This is a genomic window from Pseudomonas sp., from assembly GCF_033723075.1.
Lineage (GTDB): Bacteria > Pseudomonadota > Gammaproteobacteria > Pseudomonadales > Pseudomonadaceae > Aquipseudomonas.
The window spans coordinates 71,366-92,429 of the sequence record NZ_JAWVXU010000014.1; the positions used below are offsets into that span (position 1 = coordinate 71,366).

Here is a 21,064-nt window from a genome sequence, read left to right on the forward strand (position 1 = left end):
TACACCCTCTGAAGGCTGGCGTGCACCGCGCACGGTAATTTTCCTGAGGTCTGATAATCCTTTACTTACCCCATGCGAGGGGCTCTGTTAAAATGCAGCGCCTTTTCAGTAGGTAATCTGCATCGTGGCATTCACTTGGGTCGATTGGGCGATTATCGCCATCATCGCCGTATCGAGCTTGATCAGTTTGAGCCGTGGTTTCGTCAAGGAAGCCCTGTCCTTGCTCACCTGGATCATTGCCGGTGTGGTTGCCTGGATGTTTGGTGGCGCGTTGTCCGAGCACCTCGGCGAATGGATCGAAACCCCTTCGGCGCGGGTGATAGCGGCCTGCGCCTTGCTCTTCATCGTCACCTTGCTGGTTGGCGCGCTGGTCAATTACCTGATCGGCGAACTGATCCGTGTCACCGGACTTTCCGGCACCGATCGCTTGCTCGGCATGGTTTTCGGGGCCGCCCGTGGTGGCTTGCTGGTCGTCGTGCTGGTCGGGCTGCTCAGCCTGGCGCCGGTGCAGCAGGATCCATGGTGGCGGCAATCGACGCTGTTGCCGCATTTTTTAATGGTCGCGGACTGGTCGAAGAACCTCATTCTTGGGGTGTCCAGCCAGTGGCTTGCCAGCGGCATCAGCGCACCTGCTGAGCTGCCGTTCAAAGAAGCGCTGATGCAGCATAAACTGCCTTAACCGCATTCGGAATTAGCCTGTTTCACTTCAGTAGGGGTTGCGTCACATGTGTGGCATTGTCGGTATCGTCGGTAAATCGAACGTCAATCAGGCGCTGTATGACGGCCTAACCGTCCTCCAGCACCGCGGCCAGGATGCTGCCGGTATCGTCACCAGCCATGATGGGAGGCTGTTCCTGCGCAAGGATAATGGCCTGGTGCGCGATGTCTTCCATCAGCGCCATATGCAGCGACTGGTCGGCCACATGGGCATCGGCCATGTGCGCTATCCCACTGCCGGCAGTTCCAGTTCGGCCGAGGCGCAACCCTTCTACGTCAACTCGCCCTACGGCATCACCCTGGCGCACAACGGCAACCTGACCAACGTCGAGCAGTTGGCCAAGGAGATCTACGAGTCCGACCTGCGTCACGTCAACACCAACTCCGACTCGGAAGTGCTGCTCAACGTCTTTGCCCACGAACTGGCCCAGCGCGGCAAGTTGCAGCCGACCGAGGAAGATATCTTCGCCGCGGTCAGTCAGGTACATCAGCGCTGCATCGGTGGTTACGCGGTGGTGGCGATGATCACCGGTTACGGCATCGTCGGTTTCCGCGACCCCAACGGTATTCGTCCGATCGTCTTCGGGCAGCGCCACACCGATGAAGGCGTGGAGTACATGATCGCCTCGGAAAGCGTGTCGCTGGACGTGCTCGGCTTCACCCTTATTCGCGATCTGGCACCGGGCGAAGCGGTGTACATCACCGAAGACGGCAAACTCTCGACCCGACAGTGTGCGAGCAATCCCCATCTCTCGCCGTGCATCTTCGAACATGTCTACCTGGCGCGCCCGGACTCGATCATGGATGGCGTCTCGGTGTACAAGGCGCGCTTGCGCATGGGCGAGAAGCTGGCCGACAAGATCCTTCGCGAGCGGCCGGAACACGATATCGATGTGGTCATTCCGATTCCCGATACCAGCCGTACCTCGGCGCTGGAGCTGGCCAATCACCTGGGGGTCAAGTTTCGCGAAGGCTTCGTCAAGAACCGCTACATCGGTCGTACCTTCATCATGCCGGGCCAGGCGGCGCGCAAGAAGTCGGTACGGCAGAAGCTCAACGCCATCGAGCTGGAGTTCCGCGGCAAGAACGTGATGCTGGTGGACGACTCCATCGTGCGCGGCACCACCTGCAAGCAGATCATCCAGATGGCGCGTGAAGCCGGGGCGAAGAACGTCTACTTCTGTTCGGCGGCGCCAGCCGTGCGTTACCCCAACGTGTATGGCATCGACATGCCCAGTGCCCACGAGCTGATCGCCCATAACCGCAGCACTGAAGAAGTCTGCGAGCTTATTGGTGCCGACTGGCTGGTGTACCAGGACCTGTCTGATCTGATCGAGGCGGTTGGTGGCGGCAAGATCAAGATCGAACACTTCGACTGCGCGGTATTCGATGGTCAATACGTCACCGGCGATGTCGATGAGGTTTACCTGAACAAGATCGAGCAGGCGCGTAACGACCTTTCCAAGGTCAAGTCCCAGGCGGTCAGCGCGATTATCGATCTGTACAACAATTGACGGCAGGCCGGGCAGGGTGAACCTGTCCGGCGTTTGGCTGGTGCGCGTGGCGCACCCTACACGGCACGGTCGGCGCTGCCGGCCGTAATGAGGTTTGCAGCATGACCGAAGAATGGCAAGCAGGGCGTCTGGATAGCGATCTGGACGGTGTGGGTTTCGATACCCTGGCGGTACGCGCCGGCCAGCATCGCTCGCCTGAGGGCGAGCACAGCGAGGCGATTTACCCAACCTCCAGCTACGTGTTTCGCACCGCTGCCGATGCCGCTGCGCGCTTTGCCGGTGAAGTGCCGGGGAACGTCTACTCACGCTACACCAACCCCACGGTACGTGCCTTCGAGGAGCGCATCGCTGCGTTGGAAGGTGCCGAGCAAGCCGTGGCAACCTCGTCCGGTATGTCGGCGATCCTGGCCATGGTCATGAGTCTGTGCAGCGGCGGCGACCATGTACTGGTATCGCGCAGTGTGTTCGGTTCGACCATCAGCCTGTTCGAGAAGTACCTCAAGCGTTTCGGCGTGCAGGTCGATTATGTGCCGTTGGCCGACCTGCAAGCCTGGAGTGCTGCGTTCAAGCCCAATACCAAGCTGCTGTTCGTCGAGTCGCCGTCCAATCCGCTGGCCGAGCTGGTTGATATCGCCGCGCTGGCGGAAATAGCCCACAGCAAAGGCGCGCTGCTGGCGGTGGACAACTGCTTCTGTACCCCGGCGCTGCAGCAGCCGCTCAAGCTTGGGGCCGATATCGTCATGCACTCGGCGACCAAGTACATCGACGGCCAAGGTCGCAGCATGGGCGGCGTGGTCGCCGGCAAGGCCGAGCTGATGAAGGAGGTGGTGGGCTTTCTGCGTACCGCAGGGCCTACCCTCAGCCCGTTCAACGCCTGGATCTTCCTCAAGGGCCTGGAAACGCTGCGTGTGCGCATGCAGGCGCATTGCGCCAGCTCCCAGCAGTTGGCCGAGTGGCTGGAACAGCAGTCGGGTATCGAGCATGTCTACTATTCAGGGCTGCCCAGCCATCCGCAGCATGCGTTGGCCAAGCGTCAGCAGAGTGGTTTCGGGGCGGTGGTCAGTTTCGAAGTCAAGGGCGGCAAGGACGCAGCCTGGCGCTTTATCGACGCGACCCGGGTGATTTCGATCACCACCAACCTGGGCGATACCAAAACCACCATCGCTCACCCCGCGACTACTTCCCACGGTCGTCTGTCGCCGGCCGAGCGGGCCAACGCCGGGATTCGCGACAACCTGATCCGGGTGGCCGTGGGTCTGGAGGATATCGTCGACCTCAAGGCCGATCTGGCGCGCGGTTTGGCAGCGCTCTGAAGCCGTTGGTACAGGCTTTATAGAAAAAGCCCCGCTCTCGTGCGGGGCTTTTTGCTATGCAGGCTTTACTCGCGCAGGTCGATGGCCGGCGCGCTGTCGCGATCGAACAGTTTTTTGGGATCGCGTGGCAGGATGCCGGGGCGGTAATCACTGCGTACGTCGCCGAGTACGCGGATGTCGCTGTACTTCTTGCCCGAGAGCGCGGCCAGACCCGCGGCATCGCGGATCACGGTCGGGCGCAGGAAGACCATCAGGTTGCGTTTGATGCGGGTGTCCTTGGTCGAACGGAACAGCCGGCCGAGCAGGGGGATATCGCCGAGCAGCGGCACTTTCGAGTCGGTCTGGGTCACGTCGTCCTGAATCAGTCCGCCCAGCACTATGACCTGGCCGTCTTCGGCGAGGATGGTGCTTTTGATCGAGCGCTTGTTGGTGATCAGGTCCACGGCATTGATCCCCTGGGTGGTGGGGGCGATGGAGGAGATTTCCTGTTCGATTTCCAGGCGCAGGCTGGCACCTTCGTTGATATGTGGGGTGACTTTCAGGGTCACGCCGATGTCCTGGCGTTCGATGGTGGTGAAGGGGTTGTCCGCCCCCGAGGCGCTGGTGGTGAAGGAGCCGGTCTGGAAGGGAACGTTCTGTCCGACCAGGATCTCGGCTTTCTGGTTGTCCAGGGTCAGCAGGCTGGGCGTCGACAGCAGGTTGCTCTTGGTATTGGCCGACAGCGCGGTGATCAGCACACCAAAGCTGTCGGTGCCGAGGCCGATGATGGCGCCTTCCGGGAGGTTGTTGAGTATCGGGTTGTCGATGTTGTTCCTTTGGTCCTGGATGGCTTGCAGGGCCGTTCCGACCGACAGCCCGGTGTTGCTGAAATTCACCCCGCCCAGGCCGCCTGTGCTACCGCGGGCATCCACCGCCCACTGCACACCGAGGGCATCGCTGATGTCGCCGGAAACTTCGACGATGGCTGCTTCCACCATCACCTGGGCGCGTGGCACGTCGAGCTGGCGGACGATGTCTTCGAGAGTCGCCACCGTCTCCGGATCGGCCAGCAGTACCAGGGCGTTGAGGCTTTCGTCCGCGCGAATCAGGATGTTCTGCGGTCTGCCGGTGGATTCTCCGTCGCTCTGGGTTTTCAGTCCTTCGGATATATCGCCGAGGGTTTCCGCCAGGTCCTTGGCGTCGTTATGACGCAGGCGAATCACCCGGGTATTGGCCGAGCGGCTGGTCGGGCTGTCCAGCGATTGCGCCAGGGCGACCAGCTTGGCGCGTGCGGCCGGCGGGCCGAGGATGATCAGGCGGTTGGTGCGCGAATCGGCGATCACCTGGATGCCGGCTGAGGCTTTTGCCTGGCCGCGTTCCAGGGTGTTGTTGAGCAGTTCGGCTGCATCCATGACCCAGGCATGCCGCAGGTCGAGCACGCTGTAATCGCGATCGCCTTTCTGGTCGAGTTGGCGCAGCAAGTCCTCAATGCGGGCAATATTGGCACTGCGGTCGCTGATGATGATGGCGTTGGCCGAGGTGACCGCCGCCAGATGACCGTATTGAGGAACCAGCGGGCGAAGCAGCGGAATGAGTTCGGTTGCTGAAGTGTGCTGGACCTGAATCAGGCGGGTTTCCAGGCGATCCGGGGCGGCGCGGCCTTGTCCCGCATCGGCCTTGGCCTCGGCGTTGGGCACGATGCGCGCCTGTTCACCCTGGGTGATGACGCTGAAACCATGGGTGGCCATCACCGAGAGGAACAGTTGATAGATTTCGCTCAGGGTCAGCGGTGTACTCGATACGACACTGACCTGGCCTTTGACCCGCGGGTCGACGATGAAGGTTTCGCCAGTGATCTGCGCGATCTGTTCGATGAACTCGCGGATGTCGGCGCCTTTCAGGTTGATGGTCCAGCTTTCCTCCTGTTGGTTGGTGCTGGGCGCTGACGGGGTGATCGCGGCATTCAGCGGCATAGCGCTGAAGGCCAAGCCGGCGGCAAGCAGGGCGAAGGTGAGGTGCGAGAAGATCGGAGTCATCGGTTCAGTTGCTTTCCGTAGGCTGGTCGGTGGGTTCGGCGTCCGCTGGCAAGGTGCCGGACATCTCCATCTGCTGACGCAGGGCGTCCATGCGTTCGCGCAACTGTGCGAGGTTGTCGGCTTCCAGTTGCTCGAGCTGATCCCGCGCGTCAGTAGCGGCTTCGTCCGGCGCGTAAGCCGTATCCTCATCACTGGAGCGACTGCGCGGAAATGCCAGGCTTTCCAAGCGGCCATTGCGCAGCAACTCTACGCGATCTGTGTAGACCGCATGCAGGCTTACGCCACCAATCACTTCACTATCTACGTTGTAGCGCTGTGCCGGATTGCCGTCCAAGCGGATGATTGCACTGGAGCGCTTGGGGTCGGCATGCACGAAGCTGCCGAGCAGTGTCAGGCGCATACTGGTGGCGGGTGGTGGCGCATCGCTGCTCTGGCTGCTGCCGAATAATTGTTCCAGGCCTTGACTGGCGGTGGAAGGCTTCAGGCTAGCTGCGTTCGGCGTGCCGAGAACGGCCGGGGCACGCAGCAGGCGCAGCCAGTCGGCGGTTTGCCAGGCCAGGCTGACGCTCATGAGCAGGATGACCACTACGCCGAGCAGAATGCCAGCGTGCCGTTGCATCCAGCGTCGAGTAGCCAAAAGAGGCAAAGGCATTACTCCCGAAATTTATTCTTATGTGGCGTGGCTCGCGCGTCGATCATAGACACTTGGCAAGTATTTGACAGTCCCCTTTCAGGGTGGTGTATCGCACCATATGATGTGCTAAAGATAGCTCAGAGATTGTGAAGCTATCGAATACCATTGCGCAGCTGCCTCCAGGCGTTCGTGGCGCAACGTCAGCAGCGGATGGCGAAGCGGTTGCAGTAGGCGGGTTATTATTCACAGCCTCCCAGTGTTTCCGCCCCTGGGCGGGGAAATTATAATCATCAAGCGGTGCAACCGCAGACGTACAACGGTCAGAATCAGTCGTGATACGCCTGTCCGGTTACCGTTTCAAGGCTTATCCTGGATGAACGCACTGCCTACCGAAGCTCCCCTGCGCCGTTTGCCGTTCAGCTTCGCCAAGCGTCATGGCGTGGTCTTGCTGATCGAGGCCGATCCACCCTGTCTGGCCCATCGAGCGACCGTCGAGCTGGTGGCTCTGGCCGAGGTCCAGCGCTTTGCCGGGCGCCTCTTACCCATGCGAGCCTTGACCGACGAAACTTTCGAACAGGCGCTGGCCAAGGCTTATCAGCACGAATCCGGGGCCATGCAGCTGGCCGAAGGTCTTGGCGGCAGCCTCGATCTGGCGGCCTTGGCCGAGCAGGTGCCGGAAACCGAAGACCTGCTGGAGCAGGAAGACGACGCTCCGATCATTCGACTGATCAACGCCATCCTTGGCGAAGCGATCAAGGAAGACGCTTCGGATATCCACCTGGAAACCTTTGAGAAGCGTCTGGTCGTGCGTTTTCGTGTGGATGGCATCCTGCGCGAGGTGCTCGAGCCCAAGCGCGAGTTGGCGGCGCTGCTGGTGTCGCGGGTCAAGGTCATGGCGCGTCTGGATATTGCCGAGAAGCGTATCCCGCAAGATGGGCGTATTTCCCTCAAGGTCGGTGGTCGCGAAGTGGATATCCGTGTATCTACGCTACCTTCGGCCAATGGCGAGCGGGTGGTGCTGCGCCTGCTCGACAAACAGGCCGGACGCCTCGATTTGCAGCGTCTGGGCATGAGTGCCCGGGATTGCCAGGCAATGGAGGCGACGTTGCGCAAGCCCCACGGCATTCTGCTGGTCACTGGCCCAACCGGTTCGGGCAAGACCACTACGCTGTACGCCAGCCTGGTCAGCCTGAATGACCGCACGCGCAATATCCTCACGGTCGAAGACCCGATCGAGTACCACCTCGAAGGTATCGGCCAGACCCAGGTCAACACCAAGGTCGACATGACCTTCGCCCGCGGTCTGCGAGCGATTCTGCGGCAAGATCCGGATGTGGTTATGGTCGGTGAAATCCGTGACAAGGAAACGGCCGAAATCGCCGTGCAGGCGTCATTGACCGGGCATTTGGTACTTTCCACCCTGCATACCAACAGCGCGATAGGCGCCATTACCCGCCTGGTGGACATGGGTATCGAGCCTTTTCTGTTGTCGTCCTCCTTGCTTGGTGTACTGGCCCAGCGCCTGGTAAGGGTTCTCTGTCCGCATTGCAAGGAGGCCTTTCAGGCCGATTCTGCGGAGTGCGCGCTGCTTGGCGTGGCTGCCGAGCAGGCACCGACCCTCTATCGCCCAGATGGCTGCGAGGAGTGCCATGGGCAGGGCTATCGTGGACGTACCGGGATATACGAGCTGGTGGTGTTCGACGATCAATTGCGTACGCTGATCCATAGTGGCGCATCGGAACAGGTAATGATCCGCCATGCCCGTAGCCTTGGTCCAAGCATCCGCGAAGATGGCCGGCGCAAGGTGCTGGAAGGGCTGACCAGCCTGGAAGAAGTGCTACGCGTAACCCAAGACGAATGAGCCGGGAACGCTAATGGCCGCCTTCGAATACCTCGCTCTCGATGTCAGGGGCCGCCAGCACAAGGGGGTGCTGGAGGCCGACAGCGCGCGTCAGGTGCGGCAAATCCTGCGCGAGCGGCAATTGTCGCCGCTCGATGTCCAGGCTACCCGCACCCGCGAACAGGCCGCTGGCGGAGGGCACTTCAGTCTGGTGCGCGGGCTGTCGGCGCGCGATCTGGCCTTGCTTACCCGCCAGTTGGCGACCCTGATCCAGGCCGCGTTGCCAGTCGAGGAAGCGTTGCGTGCTGCGGCGGCCCAGGCCCGTGTGCCGCGAATCCAGAGCATGCTTCTGGCGGTGCGGGCGCGGGTGCTGGAGGGCCATGGCTTGGCCAGCAGCCTGAAAGAGTTTCCTGCGGCTTTTCCCGAGTTGTACCGTGCTACCGTGGCCGCGGGTGAGCACGCCGGGCACCTGGGGCCGGTGCTGGAACAACTGGCCGATTACACCGAGCAGCGCCAGCAATCGCGGCAGAAGATCCAGCTGGCACTGCTCTATCCACTGATCCTGATGTGCTCCTCGCTGCTGATCGTCGCTTTTCTGCTGGGTTATGTGGTGCCGGATATCGTGCGGGTGTTCGTCGATTCCGGACAAACCCTGCCGACGCTGACCCGCGGGCTGATCGTTGCGAGTGAATGGGTCAAGAGCTGGGGCTGGCTGGCGGTCATTGTGCTGCTGTTGGGTTTTTTCGCGCTGCGTTGGGCGCTTCGCGATGAGGCGGTGAAACTGCGCTGGCACGACTTGCTGCTGCGCGTGCCGCTGCTCGGGCGATTGATTCGCGCAACCGATTGCGCGCGTTTCGCCTCGACCCTGGCAATCCTCACCCAGAGCGGTGTACCGCTGGTCGAAGCCTTGGCCATTGGTGCCGAGGTGATAGTCAATCGGGTGATTCGCGCGCAGGTGGTCGTGGCTGCGCAGAAGGTCCGCGAAGGCGGTAGCCTGACCCGGGCGCTGGAGGCCAGTGGGCAGTTCCCGCCGATGATGCTGCACATGATTGCCAGCGGCGAACGTTCCGGCGAGCTGGATCAGATGCTCGCACGCACGGCACGCAATCAGGAAAACGACCTGGGCGCCCAGGTGGCGCTGATGGTCGGGCTCTTCGAACCTTTCATGTTGGTGTTTATGGGCGCAGTGGTGCTGGTCATAGTGCTGGCGATTCTGCTGCCGATTTTGTCTCTCAATCAGTTGGTGGGGTAAGCAGGTGAATAGCAGGTCGTTGCAAAATGCAGGTGGAACCGTCAAACCAACGCAGGCCGCTTGGCCTCGGTCTGCCCAGCGTCAGGCGGGTTTCACCCTGATCGAAATCATGGTGGTGGTGGTGATTCTCGGCATTCTCGCCGCCCTGGTGGTGCCGCAGATCATGAGTCGGCCGGATCAGGCCAAGGTGACAGTCGCCAAAGGCGACATCAGGGCCATCTCCGCGGCCCTGGATATGTACAAGTTGGACAACCATACCTACCCGAGTACCCAGCAGGGGTTGGAGGCGCTGGTGGATAAACCCACGGGTAATCCGCCGGCGAAGAACTGGAGTCGCGACGGCTACCTCAAGCGCTTGCCCGTCGATCCCTGGGGCAATGTCTATCAGTACCTGGCGCCCGGCACCAAGGGCGCCTTCGACCTCTATTCGCTGGGTGCCGACGGCAAGCCGGGTGGCAGCGAACTGGATGCCGATATTGGTAGCTGGGACCTCTGATGGGGCTTGACTGAGCCATGCTTGCCCGCCGCATTGGCGCATCCGGCCCGGTCAGGGGGGTTACTCTGATCGAGCTGCTGGTGGTCATCGTGATTCTCGGTAGCCTGATCGGCCTCGCCGTACTCAGTACCGGTATCGCCGGTCCGGCACGCGAGTTGCGTAACGAAGCCGAACGCTTGGCCGGATTGATCGGCGTACTGGCCGACGAAGCGCTGCTGGATAATCGGGAGTACGGTTTGCGGTTCAGTGCAGAGGGCTATCAGGTGTTGCAGTACCAGCCCGGCACCGCGCGTTGGCAGGCTCTGGATCACGAGCCATATCGCTTGCCGGCCTGGGCCGAGTTGAGTATCGAACTGGAGGGTGAGGCGCTGCAATTGCCGCAGTCGGTAGCCGAGCGGCGACAGGCAGCAACAACCCCGCAGCTGTTGATTCTTTCCAGTGGCGAACTCAGCCCCTTTCGTTTACAGCTGCGCGAGCGGCGCAAGGACGGTGTGCAGTTGCAACTGTCCAGCGACGGCTTCCGGTTGCCCAGGGTCGAGGTCGATAGTCCGTCGGGGCACTCGGGATGAAGTGTTGCCGAGGTTTCACCCTGCTCGAAGTGCTGGTGGCTCTGGCCATATTCGCGCTGGTCGCCGCCAGCGTATTGACCGCCAGCGCGCGCAGCCTGCAAACCGCTGCACGGCTGGAAGAGAAAACCTTGGCGATGTGGATTGCCGACAATCGCTTGACCGAGTTGCAACTTGTCGAGACACCGGCCAGCGACGGGCGCGAGCAGGGCGAGCTGGAGTTCGCCGGGCGGCGCTGGCAATGGCAGAGCGAAATCCAGCCGACCAGCGAGCCGAGCATGCGCCGGGTCACCCTGTGGGTGGCGCCGCGCCCGACACGCGGTCATCCTGGCGGCGATCTGCGTGAGCGCGCGGTGGTCAGTCTCACCGGCTTTCTTGGAGACTCGCGATGAGGCGTACGCGTGGCTTCACCCTGCTCGAATTACTGATCGCCATCGCGATTTTTGCCCTGCTCGGGCTGGCGACCTATCGCATGCTCACCAGTGTGTTGCGCACCGACAGCGTCACCCGTAACCATGAGTTGCAGTTGCGTGAGCTGGTGCGCGCCATCGCCGCCTTCGAGCGCGACCTGTTGCAGGTTACTGTGCGGCCGGTGCGCGACCCGTTTGGCGATCCGCGCCCGGCCCTGTATGGCGAGGCGGACGAGGTCGCGGCTGTGGAACTGAGTCGCGCCGGCTGGCGCAATCCGCTGGGGCGCAGCCGTGCGAGCGTGCAGCGGGTGCGCTGGCAACTGAGCGGCGAGCAGTGGCAGCGACGCTACTGGAATGTGCTCGATCAGGCTCAGGACAGCCAGCCTCAGGTGCAGCAGGCGCTGGACGGGGTGACTGGCGTGCGCTTGCGTTACCTGGACGGCGACGGTAGCTGGCTAGACAGTTGGCCGCCAGCCGGCAGCACTGGCGAAGCACAGCTGACCGCGTTGCCCCGGGCAGTCGAGCTGGTGCTGGAGCATCGCCGCTATGGCGAGTTGCGCCGGTTGTTGCGTCTGCCAGATGTGCGGCCTGAGGGCGCGGCGCCGGCGGCGGCTGAGCCGGAAGCGTCCGACGAGGTGCTCGAGCCATGAAGGCGCAGCGCGGCGTGGCGCTGATCACCGTGATGCTGGTGGTGGCGGTGGCGACTGTGGTGTGCGCCGGGATTATCGCGCGTCAGCAATTGTCAATTCGCAGCAGCGCCAACCAGTTGCATGTACGCCAGGCCTGGCATTACGCCCTGGGTGGCGAAACCCTGGCCAAGGCCGTGTTGCGGCGCGATCTGCAGCAAGGCGACCCGCGTGCGCCCGTGGATCATCTGGGTGAGCCCTGGGCGCAGCCGCTGGTGCCCTTCGCCCTGGATGAAGGTGGTGAGTTGCGCGTGCGTATCCTCGACCCGACGGGGCGTTTCAACCTCAACAGCCTGGTGCGTCAGGGGCAGGCCAATGAGGCAGCGCTGGGGCAGTTTCGTCGTCTGCTGCTCGGCCTGCAAATCGATGCGCCCTATGCCGAGCGGCTGCTCGACTGGCTGGATGCCGATCAGGAGCCGAGTGGCGGCTATGGTGCCGAAGATAATCAATACTTGTTGGTACAGCCGGCCTATCGCGCCGCCAACCGGACGCTGGTCGATGTGTCCGAATTGCGCCTGTTGCTGGAGATGAGCGAGACCGATTATCAGCGGCTGTTGCCCTGGGTCAGCGCCTTGCCGACGGATGCGGCCTTGAATGTCAACACCGCCAGTGCCCGGGTGCTGGCGAGTCTGGCCGAGGGCTTGCCGCTGAGCACGGCCGAGGGGCTGGTTGCCCGGCGTGCCGGTCAGGGCTATGTCGATGTGCCGAGTTTTCTCGCGCAATTGCCGGGGTTGAGCGTGCAGAGTCAGGGGTTGGCGGTTGGCAGCCAGTATTTTCAGGTGATCAGTGAGGTCAGCGTGGGCGAGCGCCGTCAGGTTTTACGCAGTACCCTGCAGCGCGCCAGCGATGGCAAGCTGTATGTCCTATCCCGTGATCTGGGGCAGAGCGGGGTGCCGCCTGCACCTGTCGAGGAAGTCGAGTGATGAATCAGTTGTGTGTGTTTCTGCCGCCTGCGGCCTGTGCCGGCGCCTTGGCGGAGTTGCCGGTGCAGCGGGTGCGCGCAGGCGATAGCGAGTGCCTGCCGTTTGCCGAGGCGCTGGCCGGGTTGGCCGAGGCCTGGACCCTGGTTCTGCCGGTCGAGGCGGTAACGGCCTGCGCCGTGCGCCTGCCGACGCAAAAGACTCGCTGGCTGCGTCAGGCCCTTCCGTACGCGGTGGAGGAGTTGCTGGCCGAGGACATTGAACAGTTGCATCTGGCCTTGGGCGAGCGGCTCGCGGACGGCCGCCATCGGGTGTTTGCCGTGCGCCGCAGTTGGCTGGCGGACTGGCTGGCGCTGTGCCCGGTAGCGCCACGGGCGATTGCCGTGGATGCCGATCTGCTGCCACGCCAGGGCACCCAGTTGCTGCACCTGGGTTCGCGCTGGTTACTCGGCGGAGAAGGGGTGGCGCGCATGGCGCTGAGTGCCGAATCATGGTTGGCGCTGGCGGCGCGTTGCCCCCATCCGCATATTGGCTATCGCTCGGCGCAGCAGGCCGGGTTGGTGCCGCTGGATGAATGTCTGGAACTGGCCGATGCCTATGGCTGGCTGGCGCAGCAGGCGTTGAGCAATGATCTGGCCCAGGGCGAATTCGCGCCACAACAAAACGCGGGTCAATGGCAGCGCTGGCGTCCCTTGTTCGGGTTGCTCGGTTTGTGGCTGGTTTTACAGTGGGGCTTCAATCTGGCTCAGGGCTGGCATTTGCAGCAGCAGGCCGAGACCTATGCCCAGGCCAGCAAGGCGCTTTATCAGGAACTGTTCCCCGAGGATCGCAAGCTGGTCGATCTGCGGGCGCAACTGGACCAGCACTTGGCCGCGGGAGGTGGCAGTGGCCAGGGGCGCTTGCTCGGCATGCTTGCTCAGGTGACTCAGGCCATGGCGCTCGACGGTGAGCCTGTGCAGGTGCAACAAGTGGATTTCAGCGCCATTCGCGGCGATCTGGCCATGCAGATTCAGGCGCAGGGCTTCGCTGAGCTGGAGCGCTTGCGCGAACGCCTGCAAGCGGCTGGCCTGAGGGTGCAGCTGGGGTCGGCAAGTCGTGAGGCGGCAGGAGTCAGCGCACGCCTGGTGATTGGAGGATGAACAACTTGAGCGAGTCGAAGACGCCATTCACGGCGCGATTGCAAGGTTCGTTGCCGCTGCAGCGCTGGCGTGCTCTGTTGCCCCGTGAGCGCCTGGCTCTAGGTCTGTTGGCCCTGTTTGTGCTGCTGACGCTGGTGTATTTGCTGCTCTGGCAGCCTGCGCGGCAGGGGGTGACGGCGGCACGCAGTGCCTTTACTCAGGAGCGCGCTTTGTACGCCTACCTGCAGGCACAGGCGCCGTTGGCGCGCAGCCTGGCGAGTCAGCCGCAGGTCAGCCTCGATCCGGCGCGCTTGCAAGGCCTGGTTACCGCCAGTGCAGCCGAGCAGGGCTTGCTCATAGAGCGGCTGGACAGCGACAGCGGGGGTTCGCTGCAGGTTAGCCTGCAGCCGGCGGCATTCGCCCAGCTCTTGCGTTGGTTCACTCGGCTGGAACAGCAGGGCGTGCGGATTGCCGAGGCGGGTCTGGATCGCACTGCGGACAATCGCGTGGCGGCAAGGCTGACCTTGAGTGTGGCATTTTAATTCGGCGTGTCTGGGCCAGCGCAGGACCTTGCGAATCGTTCTGGCCTTGGGTCGCTATCGTGATATTTCCCGTTTTTGAGAAAAACTTTAAGCAGAGTATTGACTTAGGTTCGTCCCACCCGTAAATTGCGCGCCTCACAAAGCGAAGGGTGATTAGCTCAGCTGGGAGAGCATCTGCCTTACAAGCAGAGGGTCGGCGGTTCGATCCCGTCATCACCCACCACTCTTTGTGATTTCGGACGCAAGTCCGACCGACGCGCAGCGGTAGTTCAGTCGGTTAGAATACCGGCCTGTCACGCCGGGGGTCGCGGGTTCGAGTCCCGTCCGCTGCGCCATATTTCCCATGTCGGGTTCGCTCGATATGAGGTGGAGGGGCTGATACAGCTGCTCTGCCAGATGAAGCAAGAGTTCTTTGGGTGCAAGCCCATCCGACACGCAGCGGTAGTTCAGTCGGTTAGAATACCGGCCTGTCACGCCGGGGGTCGCGGGTTCGAGTCCCGTCCGCTGCGCCATATATGAAGCCCTCAGGTAGCGATACCTGAGGGTTTTTTATTGTCTGCGACAAACTGTCATCTTGTATTCATCTGTCCCCTTTAGCTTGATTGGCATGTGTATTTGTCGACGACAGCATCAAGCGGGAGGAACCACCAATGGATGACTATCAAGAAGAGCTGCTCGAGTCCCGTGCCTTTGACCAGGACGACGCCGAGCCGGTTGAAGACGCCACCGAGATTTGAATCCCGCTCGCCTGTCACGGGCCGCTAGCCGGCCTGGCGCTGGGCGCGGCGGAATTCGCCCGGGGTCTGCTGGTTCCAGCGTTTGAAGGCGCGCTGGAAGGCTTCGGCCGAGGCGAAACCGAGCAGGTAGGCGATCTCGCCGAAGGCCAGTTCGGTGTCGCGGATATAGGCCATGGCCAAGTCGCGGCGGGTGTCGTTGAGGATGGCGCGAAACTGCGTGCCTTCCTCGGCCAGCTTGCGTCGCAGGGTCCAGGTTGGCAGCTGCAGACTCGCGGCGACTTCCTGCAGGTCGGGCTCGCGGCCATGCAGCAGCGGCCCGAGCAGGCGGGTGATGCGCTCGCGCAGGCTGCGGGTGCGGGTCAGGAGCTCGAGTTCACGTTCGCAGATTGCCAGCAGCTGGTACCAGGTGCTTGGGCAGTGCTCTGGATTGCGCAGGTTGAGCGTGCTCTGCTGCAGGCGCAGTTGATTGTGTTCGGCAGCAAACTCCACGGGGCAGTCGAACAGCTCGCCGTACTGCGTGCCGTAAGCGGGCGCGGGAAACTCGATCTGGATTTTTTCCACGCTCAGGCGTTGATTGGCCAGGCTGCCCAGTTGCTGGGTCCAGCCGGCCAGCACCGAGTCGACCACGAAGCGGTTGTAGGCGTTGTACGGGCTGATCGAATAGAAGCGCAGCCAGGCGCCGCGGGCATCTTCGTGCAGGCTGGCCTGGCCGCGGTAGTTGGCGGCATACAGCGGCTCGAAGCGGATCAGGGCGCGGGCCGCTTCGCGCACGGTGGGTGCCTGGGCCGCGGTGACGCCGGCCAGGCCTACCTGGCTCAGGCGACTCAGGCGGCCCATCAGCAGGCCGAGGCCGGGTTCGCCGGTCAGTTGAATCGCCGCATGACCCAGGCGCATGTAGCGCGGGATCGACAGGCGTGCCCCAGGTTCGGCCAGCCTGGCCGGGTCCAGGCCATAGTTCTCGAGCAGGGGCTGGGGGTCCTGTCCAAGCTGGCGCACGGCATCGGCCAGGCTGTGGACGAAGCCGACCGAGAGGTCGCCGAGGCGCACCCGTTGCGGTTTCACTCGGCATCTATCCAGATGTTCAACATATGACTGCCTGGCGCCGGGCTGGCTTGCTCGACTGCGCGGGGGATCAGCAGGATGTCCCGCGAGGCGCCGCCAATCGGCCAGTCCAGCTTGCCGCGCAGGAACAGCGCCGGGCTGCTCAGGTCGCCGTCGACCAGGTGCAGGCTGCTCTGCGGATAGCCGGGGCGCCAGTCGCGCTCGACCCGGTATTGCAGTGTGCCGACGCTGAGGCGTTGTGGTGGGGTGGCGTCGGCTCGCCAGGGCCAGGGCTCGAGGTGCGGACTGCCCTGGATAGTGCCTTGCGGGGAAAACACCAGGCTGAGGTTGCGCAGCGGGCCCGCGCCACTGTGCAGGCGGCCATCCTCCACACGCGGCTCGGGCAACAGGATGGAGCCGGCCAGCAGGGTGACCTGGTACTCGCGGGCGAGTCCGCCGAACAGTTGCTGGTAGTCCTCGGCCATTTGCTCGGCCTTCATGCGCAGCAGGGCTTCGTCCAGGCGTTCGGCGTCCAGGTTCAGCAGCAGCGCCTTGATGGCCAGCAGCGGGTTGCCGAGCAGCAGCCAGTCGCGTACTTCCTGACGGCTGCGGGCCCGATAGAACTCGACCTTCTCGTCACGTGCCAGCAGCCAGGTGCCGATATGCTCGGGCAGTGCCACCAGGGTGTCGGGGCCGAGCAGGCCGACTGTGCGCGCATTATCCAGTGCGGCGGCGAGCTTCAGGCGCAGATGGGCCGGGCTCTGGTAATCCATGGGATAGAGTTGCGGGCGGATCAGCAGCAGGTTGCCGCGCGATTGCGCCGGCGCCGGCTCGCTGCTGATCGAGCTGCGCAGGTCGGACAGGTAATGGGCGGCCGGGCGCCGTTCGGCCCAGATCAGGAAGGCGACCAGGCAGCCGCCGACGATCAGGGTAACAAGAAGTATCGAGAGTTTACGGATCATGGCTACAGGGTAGGTCGATGAGTGGCAGTCTGCCAAGCGGTCGCGTTCATTTTGGTCATCAAGTTGTGATTTTGAGTCATTGAGGGGGCTGCTCCGGCTCTTTATCGTCTAGTGCATACCGACCGTGGTCCCGTTGAGGCCGCGGCATTTCCGTGAAATGCACCCGCTCGCTGTGGAGACTTCCATGACTGCTCGCTACCCGCACCTGCTCGCCCCCCTGGATTTGGGCTTCACCACCCTGCGCAACCGCACCCTGATGGGCTCGATGCACACGGGGCTGGAGGAGAAGCCGGGTGGCTTCGAGCGCATGGCGGCCTATTTCGCCGAGCGCGCCCGTGGCGGCGTCGGCCTGATGGTGACCGGCGGTATCGGGCCGAACGAGGAGGGCGGTGTGTATGCCGGGGCGGCCAAGTTGACCACCGTCGAAGAGGCGCAAAAGCACAGGGTCGTCACCCAGGCGGTGCACGAAGCAGGCGGCAAGATCTGCATGCAGATCCTGCATGCCGGGCGCTATGCCTACAGCCCCAAGTCGGTGGCGCCGAGCGCGATTCAGGCGCCGATCAACCCGTTCAAGCCCAAAGAGCTGGACGAGGAAGGCATCGAGAAGCAGATCCAGGATTTCATCAACTGCTCCGTACTGGCCCAGCAGGCCGAGTATGACGGCGTCGAGATCATGGGGTCGGAAGGCTACTTCATCAACCAGTTCCTGGTCGCCCACACCAACCACCGCAGCGACCGCTGGGGCGGCAGCTACGCCAACCGCATGCGTTTGCCGGTGGAGATCGTTCGTCGCGTGCGCGAGGCGGTGGGGCCGAGCTTCATCATCATCTATCGCCTGTCGATGCTCGATCTGGTCGAGGGCGGCAGCACCTGGGACGAGATCGTGCTGCTGGCCAAGGCCATCGAGCAGGCTGGTGCAACCCTGATCAATACCGGTATCGGCTGGCATGAGGCGCGCATTCCGACCATCGCCACCAAGGTGCCGCGTGCGGCCTTCACCAAGGTCACCGCCAAGCTGCGCGGCGAGGTCAAGATTCCGCTGATCACCACCAACCGCATCAATACCCCGGAAATTGCCGAGCAGGTGCTGGCCGAAGGCGACGCCGACATGGTCTCCATGGCCCGTCCGTTCCTCGCCGACCCGGAGTTCGTCAACAAGGCCGCCGCCGGCCGCGCAGACGAGATCAACACCTGCATCGGCTGCAATCAGGCCTGTCTGGACCATACCTTCGGCGGCAAGCTGACCAGTTGCCTGGTCAACCCGCGCGCCTGTCACGAGACCGAGCTCAATTACATTGCCACCACCCAGGTCAAGAAGATCGCCGTGGTCGGTGCCGGCCCGGCTGGCCTGGCGGCCGCCACCGTCGCCGCCGAGCGTGGTCACAGCGTGACCCTGTTCGATTCGGCTGGCGAGATCGGCGGTCAGTTCAATGTGGCCAAGCGGGTGCCGGGCAAGGAGGAGTTCTTCGAAACCCTGCGCTATTTCAAGCGCAAGCTGCAGACCACCGGCGTGGAGCTGTGCCTGAATACCCGGGTCTCGGCCTCTGAGTTGGCCAAGGGCGGCTTCGACGAGGTGATCCTGGCCACCGGTATTGCCCCGCGCACGCCGGCGATCAGCGGCGTGGATCACCCCAAGGTGATCGGTTACCTGGATGCCATTCTCGAGCGCAAGCCGGTTGGTCAGCGGGTCGCTGTGATCGGCGCCGGCGGTATCGGCTTCGACGTCTGCGAATTCATCACCCACCAGGGCGAGTCCACTAGCCTCGATCGCGAGGCATTCTGGAAGGAGTGGGGGATCGACACCCAGCTGCAAGCCCGTGGCGGGGTCGCCGGGATCCAGGCTCAGCCCCATGCCGCAGCGCGTCAGGTATTTCTGCTGCAGCGCAAGAAGTCCAAGGTCGGCGACGGCCTGGGCAAGACCACCGGCTGGATTCACCGCGCCGGATTGAAGAACAAGAATGTGCAGATGCTCAATGCGGTCGAGTACCTCAAGGTCGACGATGAGGGGCTGCATATCCGTATTGGCGAGGGTGAGCCGCAGGTGCTGGCGGTGGATAGCGTGATCCTGTGCGCCGGCCAGGATCCGTTGCGTGAGTTGCAGGACGGCCTGGTCGCAATCGGGCAAAGCGTACACCTGATCGGTGGTGCCGATGTCGCTAGCGAGCTGGACGCCAAGCGGGCAATCGATCAGGGGTCGCGTCTGGCGGCGCAGCTATGACGGGCGCGCCGAACACGACCGCAGCACTGGCGGTGCAGCCGGCGGTGGCCGAGGCTCTGGAAAAATGGCATGCAATGATTGCCGCTGGTGATCTGAGTGGGTTGCCGGCGCTGCTGCATCCGCAGGCGGTATTCCGCTCGCCCATGGCCTTCAAGCCCTATCTGGGTGCTCCGCTGGTGACCTTGATCCTCGGCACGGTGGTCAAGGTCTTCGAGGACTTCCATTACCATCGCCAACTGGTCAGCGCCGATGGTCTCGATGTGGTGCTCGAGTTCGCCGCCAAGGTGGCTGGACGCGAGCTCAAGGGTATCGATATGATCCGATTCGATGCGCAGGGGAAGATTGTCGAATTCGAGGTGATGATCCGGCCAATGAGCGGCTTGCAAGTGTTGGGCGATGAAATGGCCAGACGTTTGGCGCCGTTGCTGTCCGGCCAAACGTCTTAATCGATTGCACCAAACTCATCACACTTTCGCGCTGTCGCCGGCTCGTTCGAGCGTGGCGGCCGAGCGACTGCCAACCCAGTCACATTGCCGCTATTGGCTTTTCCCCTAGACTTGCCTGAACAAAGGAATGGCGGCTGTAGTGCGGGCTTCCTCTTCGCTGTCAGGCATCTCGCTGAACCGTGGCAGACGGCTGTGAGCAGAGCGTTCGTATGATCGCTCGTTTCCTGCGTTAGCTGATTCCACCGTATTGGCCTAGAGGGAAACCGATGAGCATGCAGAACAAGCCGCAGATGGTTGAGGCCGTGATGTTCTTCAGTGAACGCGGTGGCGTCTGCAAACAGATGTTCTTTGCCGAGTTCGAGGCCTTGCTCGATGGCGTGGTCAACATGCCGGAGTTTGCCGATCAGCAGATGCGCATTGCCTATGTGGCGATCAATCCGCGCCTGTTGATCCGGGCGGCAGTGTTCTTCTATCTGGACTTCGACGAGAAAGGCGCGCCGGACTCGGGCTGGAATATCCCCCTGCAGCACCTGTCCGAGCGTGCCGGCCGTGGTCCCGACCTGGGTGCCGGGCCGATTCGGCTGGCCTGCCGCAGTCAGTGCCCGGTGTCCTGGCACCAGATGCATTTGTGGGATCCGAATCTGGCCCCCGGGCACAATGACCTGGCGTTGCTGCGTGATGCCGTCAAGCGCAACAACCTGGGTTTGCTGGTCGAGGACGACAGCACCCAGGCGGTTGCTCCCGAACGCTTGCACATGGCGTCGGAAGATAAATGGTATGCACCCGATGCGGCCGCGGACATGGCCGATAAAATCGCCAAGACGATGGATCAGGAACACCGTCTGAAGACCGCGCAGCTGATCAAGCAGCAGCGCTTGCGCATCAGTAGCCTGAGCCAGCAACACGAAGAGGAAGTGGCCAAGCTCAAGTTGGCCCATGAACAGCAGGGCAAGAGTCTGCAGGCGCAGGCGAGCGAGCTGCGTCAGGCATTGCGCCAGCAACAGGAGTTGAACGCCACCCTCAAGGCGCAATTGGCGGCTCAGGCGGCCAGCATGCAGTCGTTTCGCGAGGAAATGACCGAGCAGATGCGCGAGCTGGAGCGCCATGACCGGACAGGAAGCGAGATTCTGCGAGTCCAGTTCGAGAATGAACTGCAAGCCAAGATCGCCTCGGCAGTGGCCGAGTACAAGGAGCAAGTCGCCATTCGCGATGTCGAACTTGCCTACCGCAACGAACAGGACACGCAGTTGCACGAGGAAGTCGAGCGGCTCAAGCATGAGCGCGACGAACTGGCCGGTCAGGGCGGTGAGCAGATTCTCGAGCGGCTGGCCTCGCTCGGTGTGGTCTTCGTGGTCTATCACCCTGGCGCCGGGCACCTGACCATCCCCTTGCAGGACATCGGCAGTTATCGAGCCAACCCCATGGCCTATGCCGCGGCCAAGTGTTTCGTTTCCGAACTGCAGTACCGCCAGTGGCTGGTGCACTACCAGCAACCGAGTTGCGAGGCGGCGTTGCCCAGCGGTCAGCGCTGCGCCATCCCGATCGACCGGGTCGACACCCCGAGCCGTTTCACCGTAGGCAATTCCAACTGCTGCGAGCGGCACAAGGCTGCTAGCCGCTTGCGCACAGTCGGTTAA

19 protein-coding genes and 3 tRNA genes are annotated in these 21,064 nt (G+C 62.8%); 18 read left to right on the forward strand and 4 right to left on the reverse strand.

Annotated features, from left to right (window positions below; genetic code table 11):
• Nucleotides 1–124 precede the first annotated feature (124 nt).
• From R3355_RS16870 to R3355_RS16880, 3 genes are all read left to right on the forward strand, one after another.
• Complete coding sequence (locus R3355_RS16870) at nt 125–679, forward strand: CvpA family protein (protein ID WP_318947789.1); 555 nt, start codon at nt 125–127, stop codon at nt 677–679.
• A 46-nt stretch (nt 680–725) separates the two neighbouring features.
• The gene (gene purF / locus R3355_RS16875; protein ID WP_318962219.1) at nt 726–2,231 is read left to right on the forward strand and encodes an amidophosphoribosyltransferase; all 1,506 of its coding nucleotides are present in this window, start codon (nt 726–728) and stop codon (nt 2,229–2,231) included.
• A 101-nt stretch (nt 2,232–2,332) separates the two neighbouring features.
• Nucleotides 2,333–3,544, forward strand: coding sequence for an O-succinylhomoserine sulfhydrylase (locus tag R3355_RS16880; RefSeq protein ID WP_318947787.1), 1,212 nt, complete (start codon nt 2,333–2,335; stop codon nt 3,542–3,544).
• 65 nt (nt 3,545–3,609) lie between these two features.
• On the opposite strand, the gene gspD is transcribed toward R3355_RS16880, so the two are convergent.
• The gene (gene gspD, locus R3355_RS16885) at nt 3,610–5,559 is read right to left on the reverse strand and encodes a type II secretion system secretin GspD (protein ID WP_318962220.1); all 1,950 of its coding nucleotides are present in this window, start codon (nt 5,557–5,559) and stop codon (nt 3,610–3,612) included.
• A gap of 4 nt (nt 5,560–5,563) precedes the next feature.
• Nucleotides 5,564–6,178, reverse strand: a complete 615-nt coding sequence (locus R3355_RS16890; protein WP_318962222.1) for a type II secretion system protein N — start codon at nt 6,176–6,178, stop codon at nt 5,564–5,566.
• Between the two features lie 388 nt (nt 6,179–6,566).
• Between R3355_RS16890 and gspE the strand changes: the two genes are divergently transcribed.
• The 12 genes from gspE (at nt 6,567) to R3355_RS16950 (ending at nt 14,535) form a co-directional block, all read left to right on the forward strand.
• Entirely contained in the window at nt 6,567–8,054 is a 1,488-nt protein-coding gene (gspE, locus tag R3355_RS16895) for a type II secretion system ATPase GspE (protein WP_318962223.1), read from the forward strand.
• Between the two features lie 13 nt (nt 8,055–8,067).
• Nucleotides 8,068–9,285 carry a GspF family T2SS innner membrane protein variant XcpS gene (xcpS, locus tag R3355_RS16900; protein WP_318947782.1) on the forward strand — a complete coding sequence of 406 codons (1,218 nt, stop codon included), beginning with the start codon at nt 8,068–8,070 and terminating at the stop codon, nt 9,283–9,285.
• A gap of 19 nt (nt 9,286–9,304) precedes the next feature.
• Entirely contained in the window at nt 9,305–9,781 is a 477-nt protein-coding gene (gene gspG, locus R3355_RS16905) for a type II secretion system major pseudopilin GspG (protein WP_318962224.1), read from the forward strand.
• A 17-nt stretch (nt 9,782–9,798) separates the two neighbouring features.
• Nucleotides 9,799–10,350 (forward strand): type II secretion system minor pseudopilin GspH, encoded by a 552-nt coding sequence (gspH, locus tag R3355_RS16910; protein ID WP_318962225.1) that lies wholly within the window; start codon nt 9,799–9,801, stop codon nt 10,348–10,350.
• Nucleotides 10,347–10,739, forward strand: a complete 393-nt coding sequence (gene gspI, locus R3355_RS16915; RefSeq protein WP_318962227.1) for a type II secretion system minor pseudopilin GspI — start codon at nt 10,347–10,349, stop codon at nt 10,737–10,739. Before gspH ends, gspI begins: the two co-directional genes overlap by 4 nt.
• The gene (gene gspJ / locus R3355_RS16920; protein WP_318962229.1) at nt 10,736–11,407 is read left to right on the forward strand and encodes a type II secretion system minor pseudopilin GspJ; all 672 of its coding nucleotides are present in this window, start codon (nt 10,736–10,738) and stop codon (nt 11,405–11,407) included. Before gspI ends, gspJ begins: the two co-directional genes overlap by 4 nt.
• Complete coding sequence (gspK, locus tag R3355_RS16925; RefSeq protein ID WP_318962230.1) at nt 11,404–12,366, forward strand: type II secretion system minor pseudopilin GspK; 963 nt, start codon at nt 11,404–11,406, stop codon at nt 12,364–12,366. The genes gspJ and gspK overlap by 4 nt, the downstream gene beginning before the upstream one ends.
• Nucleotides 12,366–13,502 (forward strand): type II secretion system protein GspL, encoded by a 1,137-nt coding sequence (gene gspL, locus R3355_RS16930; protein ID WP_318962232.1) that lies wholly within the window; start codon nt 12,366–12,368, stop codon nt 13,500–13,502. Before gspK ends, gspL begins: the two co-directional genes overlap by 1 nt.
• Nucleotides 13,499–14,023, forward strand: coding sequence for a type II secretion system protein M (locus R3355_RS16935; protein ID WP_318962234.1), 525 nt, complete (start codon nt 13,499–13,501; stop codon nt 14,021–14,023). The genes gspL and R3355_RS16935 overlap by 4 nt, the downstream gene beginning before the upstream one ends.
• Nucleotides 14,024–14,170: 147 nt before the next feature.
• Nucleotides 14,171–14,246: transfer RNA gene (locus tag R3355_RS16940), tRNA-Val, on the forward strand.
• Between the two features lie 35 nt (nt 14,247–14,281).
• Nucleotides 14,282–14,358, forward strand: a tRNA-Asp gene (locus tag R3355_RS16945).
• 100 nt (nt 14,359–14,458) lie between these two features.
• Nucleotides 14,459–14,535: transfer RNA gene (locus R3355_RS16950), tRNA-Asp, on the forward strand.
• Between the two features lie 249 nt (nt 14,536–14,784).
• Here R3355_RS16950 and R3355_RS16955 read toward each other — a convergent pair.
• The gene (locus tag R3355_RS16955; RefSeq protein WP_318962235.1) at nt 14,785–15,822 is read right to left on the reverse strand and encodes an AraC family transcriptional regulator; all 1,038 of its coding nucleotides are present in this window, start codon (nt 15,820–15,822) and stop codon (nt 14,785–14,787) included.
• A complete protein-coding gene (locus R3355_RS16960) occupies nt 15,819–16,763 on the reverse strand; it encodes a hydrolase (RefSeq protein ID WP_318962236.1) in 945 nt (314 codons plus the stop codon). Before R3355_RS16960 ends, R3355_RS16955 begins: the two co-directional genes overlap by 4 nt.
• A 184-nt stretch (nt 16,764–16,947) precedes the next feature.
• On the opposite strand from R3355_RS16960, the gene R3355_RS16965 reads away from it, so the two are divergent.
• The 3 genes from R3355_RS16965 to R3355_RS16975 all read left to right on the forward strand — a co-directional run bounded on the left by R3355_RS16965 (nt 16,948) and on the right by R3355_RS16975 (nt 21,064).
• A complete protein-coding gene (locus tag R3355_RS16965) occupies nt 16,948–18,981 on the forward strand; it encodes an NADPH-dependent 2,4-dienoyl-CoA reductase (protein ID WP_318962238.1) in 2,034 nt (677 codons plus the stop codon).
• Complete coding sequence (locus R3355_RS16970; protein WP_318962239.1) at nt 18,978–19,427, forward strand: nuclear transport factor 2 family protein; 450 nt, start codon at nt 18,978–18,980, stop codon at nt 19,425–19,427. Before R3355_RS16965 ends, R3355_RS16970 begins: the two co-directional genes overlap by 4 nt.
• Before the next feature lie 266 nt (nt 19,428–19,693).
• Nucleotides 19,694–21,064 carry a chromosome partitioning protein ParA gene (locus R3355_RS16975; protein ID WP_318962241.1) on the forward strand — a complete coding sequence of 457 codons (1,371 nt, stop codon included), beginning with the start codon at nt 19,694–19,696 and terminating at the stop codon, nt 21,062–21,064.

Bases quoted from the DNA above. Each gene is read 5' to 3' on its own strand.
- purF (WP_318962219.1), top strand. From the start codon at position 726: ATGTGTGGCATTGTCGGTATCGTCGGTAAATCGAACGTCAATCAGGCG.
- R3355_RS16880 (WP_318947787.1), top strand. From the start codon at position 2,333: ATGACCGAAGAATGGCAAGCAGGGCGTCTGGATAGCGATCTGGACGGT.
- gspD (WP_318962220.1), bottom strand. From the start codon at position 5,559: ATGACTCCGATCTTCTCGCACCTCACCTTCGCCCTGCTTGCCGCCGGC.
- R3355_RS16890 (WP_318962222.1), bottom strand. From the start codon at position 6,178: ATGCAACGGCACGCTGGCATTCTGCTCGGCGTAGTGGTCATCCTGCTC.
- gspE (WP_318962223.1), top strand. From the start codon at position 6,567: ATGAACGCACTGCCTACCGAAGCTCCCCTGCGCCGTTTGCCGTTCAGC.
- xcpS (WP_318947782.1), top strand. From the start codon at position 8,068: ATGGCCGCCTTCGAATACCTCGCTCTCGATGTCAGGGGCCGCCAGCAC.
- gspH (WP_318962225.1), top strand. From the start codon at position 9,799: ATGCTTGCCCGCCGCATTGGCGCATCCGGCCCGGTCAGGGGGGTTACT.
- gspI (WP_318962227.1), top strand. From the start codon at position 10,347: ATGAAGTGTTGCCGAGGTTTCACCCTGCTCGAAGTGCTGGTGGCTCTG.
- gspJ (WP_318962229.1), top strand. From the start codon at position 10,736: ATGAGGCGTACGCGTGGCTTCACCCTGCTCGAATTACTGATCGCCATC.
- gspK (WP_318962230.1), top strand. From the start codon at position 11,404: ATGAAGGCGCAGCGCGGCGTGGCGCTGATCACCGTGATGCTGGTGGTG.
- gspL (WP_318962232.1), top strand. From the start codon at position 12,366: ATGAATCAGTTGTGTGTGTTTCTGCCGCCTGCGGCCTGTGCCGGCGCC.
- R3355_RS16935 (WP_318962234.1), top strand. From the start codon at position 13,499: ATGAACAACTTGAGCGAGTCGAAGACGCCATTCACGGCGCGATTGCAA.
- R3355_RS16960 (WP_318962236.1), bottom strand. From the start codon at position 16,763: ATGATCCGTAAACTCTCGATACTTCTTGTTACCCTGATCGTCGGCGGC.
- R3355_RS16965 (WP_318962238.1), top strand. From the start codon at position 16,948: ATGACTGCTCGCTACCCGCACCTGCTCGCCCCCCTGGATTTGGGCTTC.
- R3355_RS16970 (WP_318962239.1), top strand. From the start codon at position 18,978: ATGACGGGCGCGCCGAACACGACCGCAGCACTGGCGGTGCAGCCGGCG.
- R3355_RS16975 (WP_318962241.1), top strand. From the start codon at position 19,694: ATGAGCATGCAGAACAAGCCGCAGATGGTTGAGGCCGTGATGTTCTTC.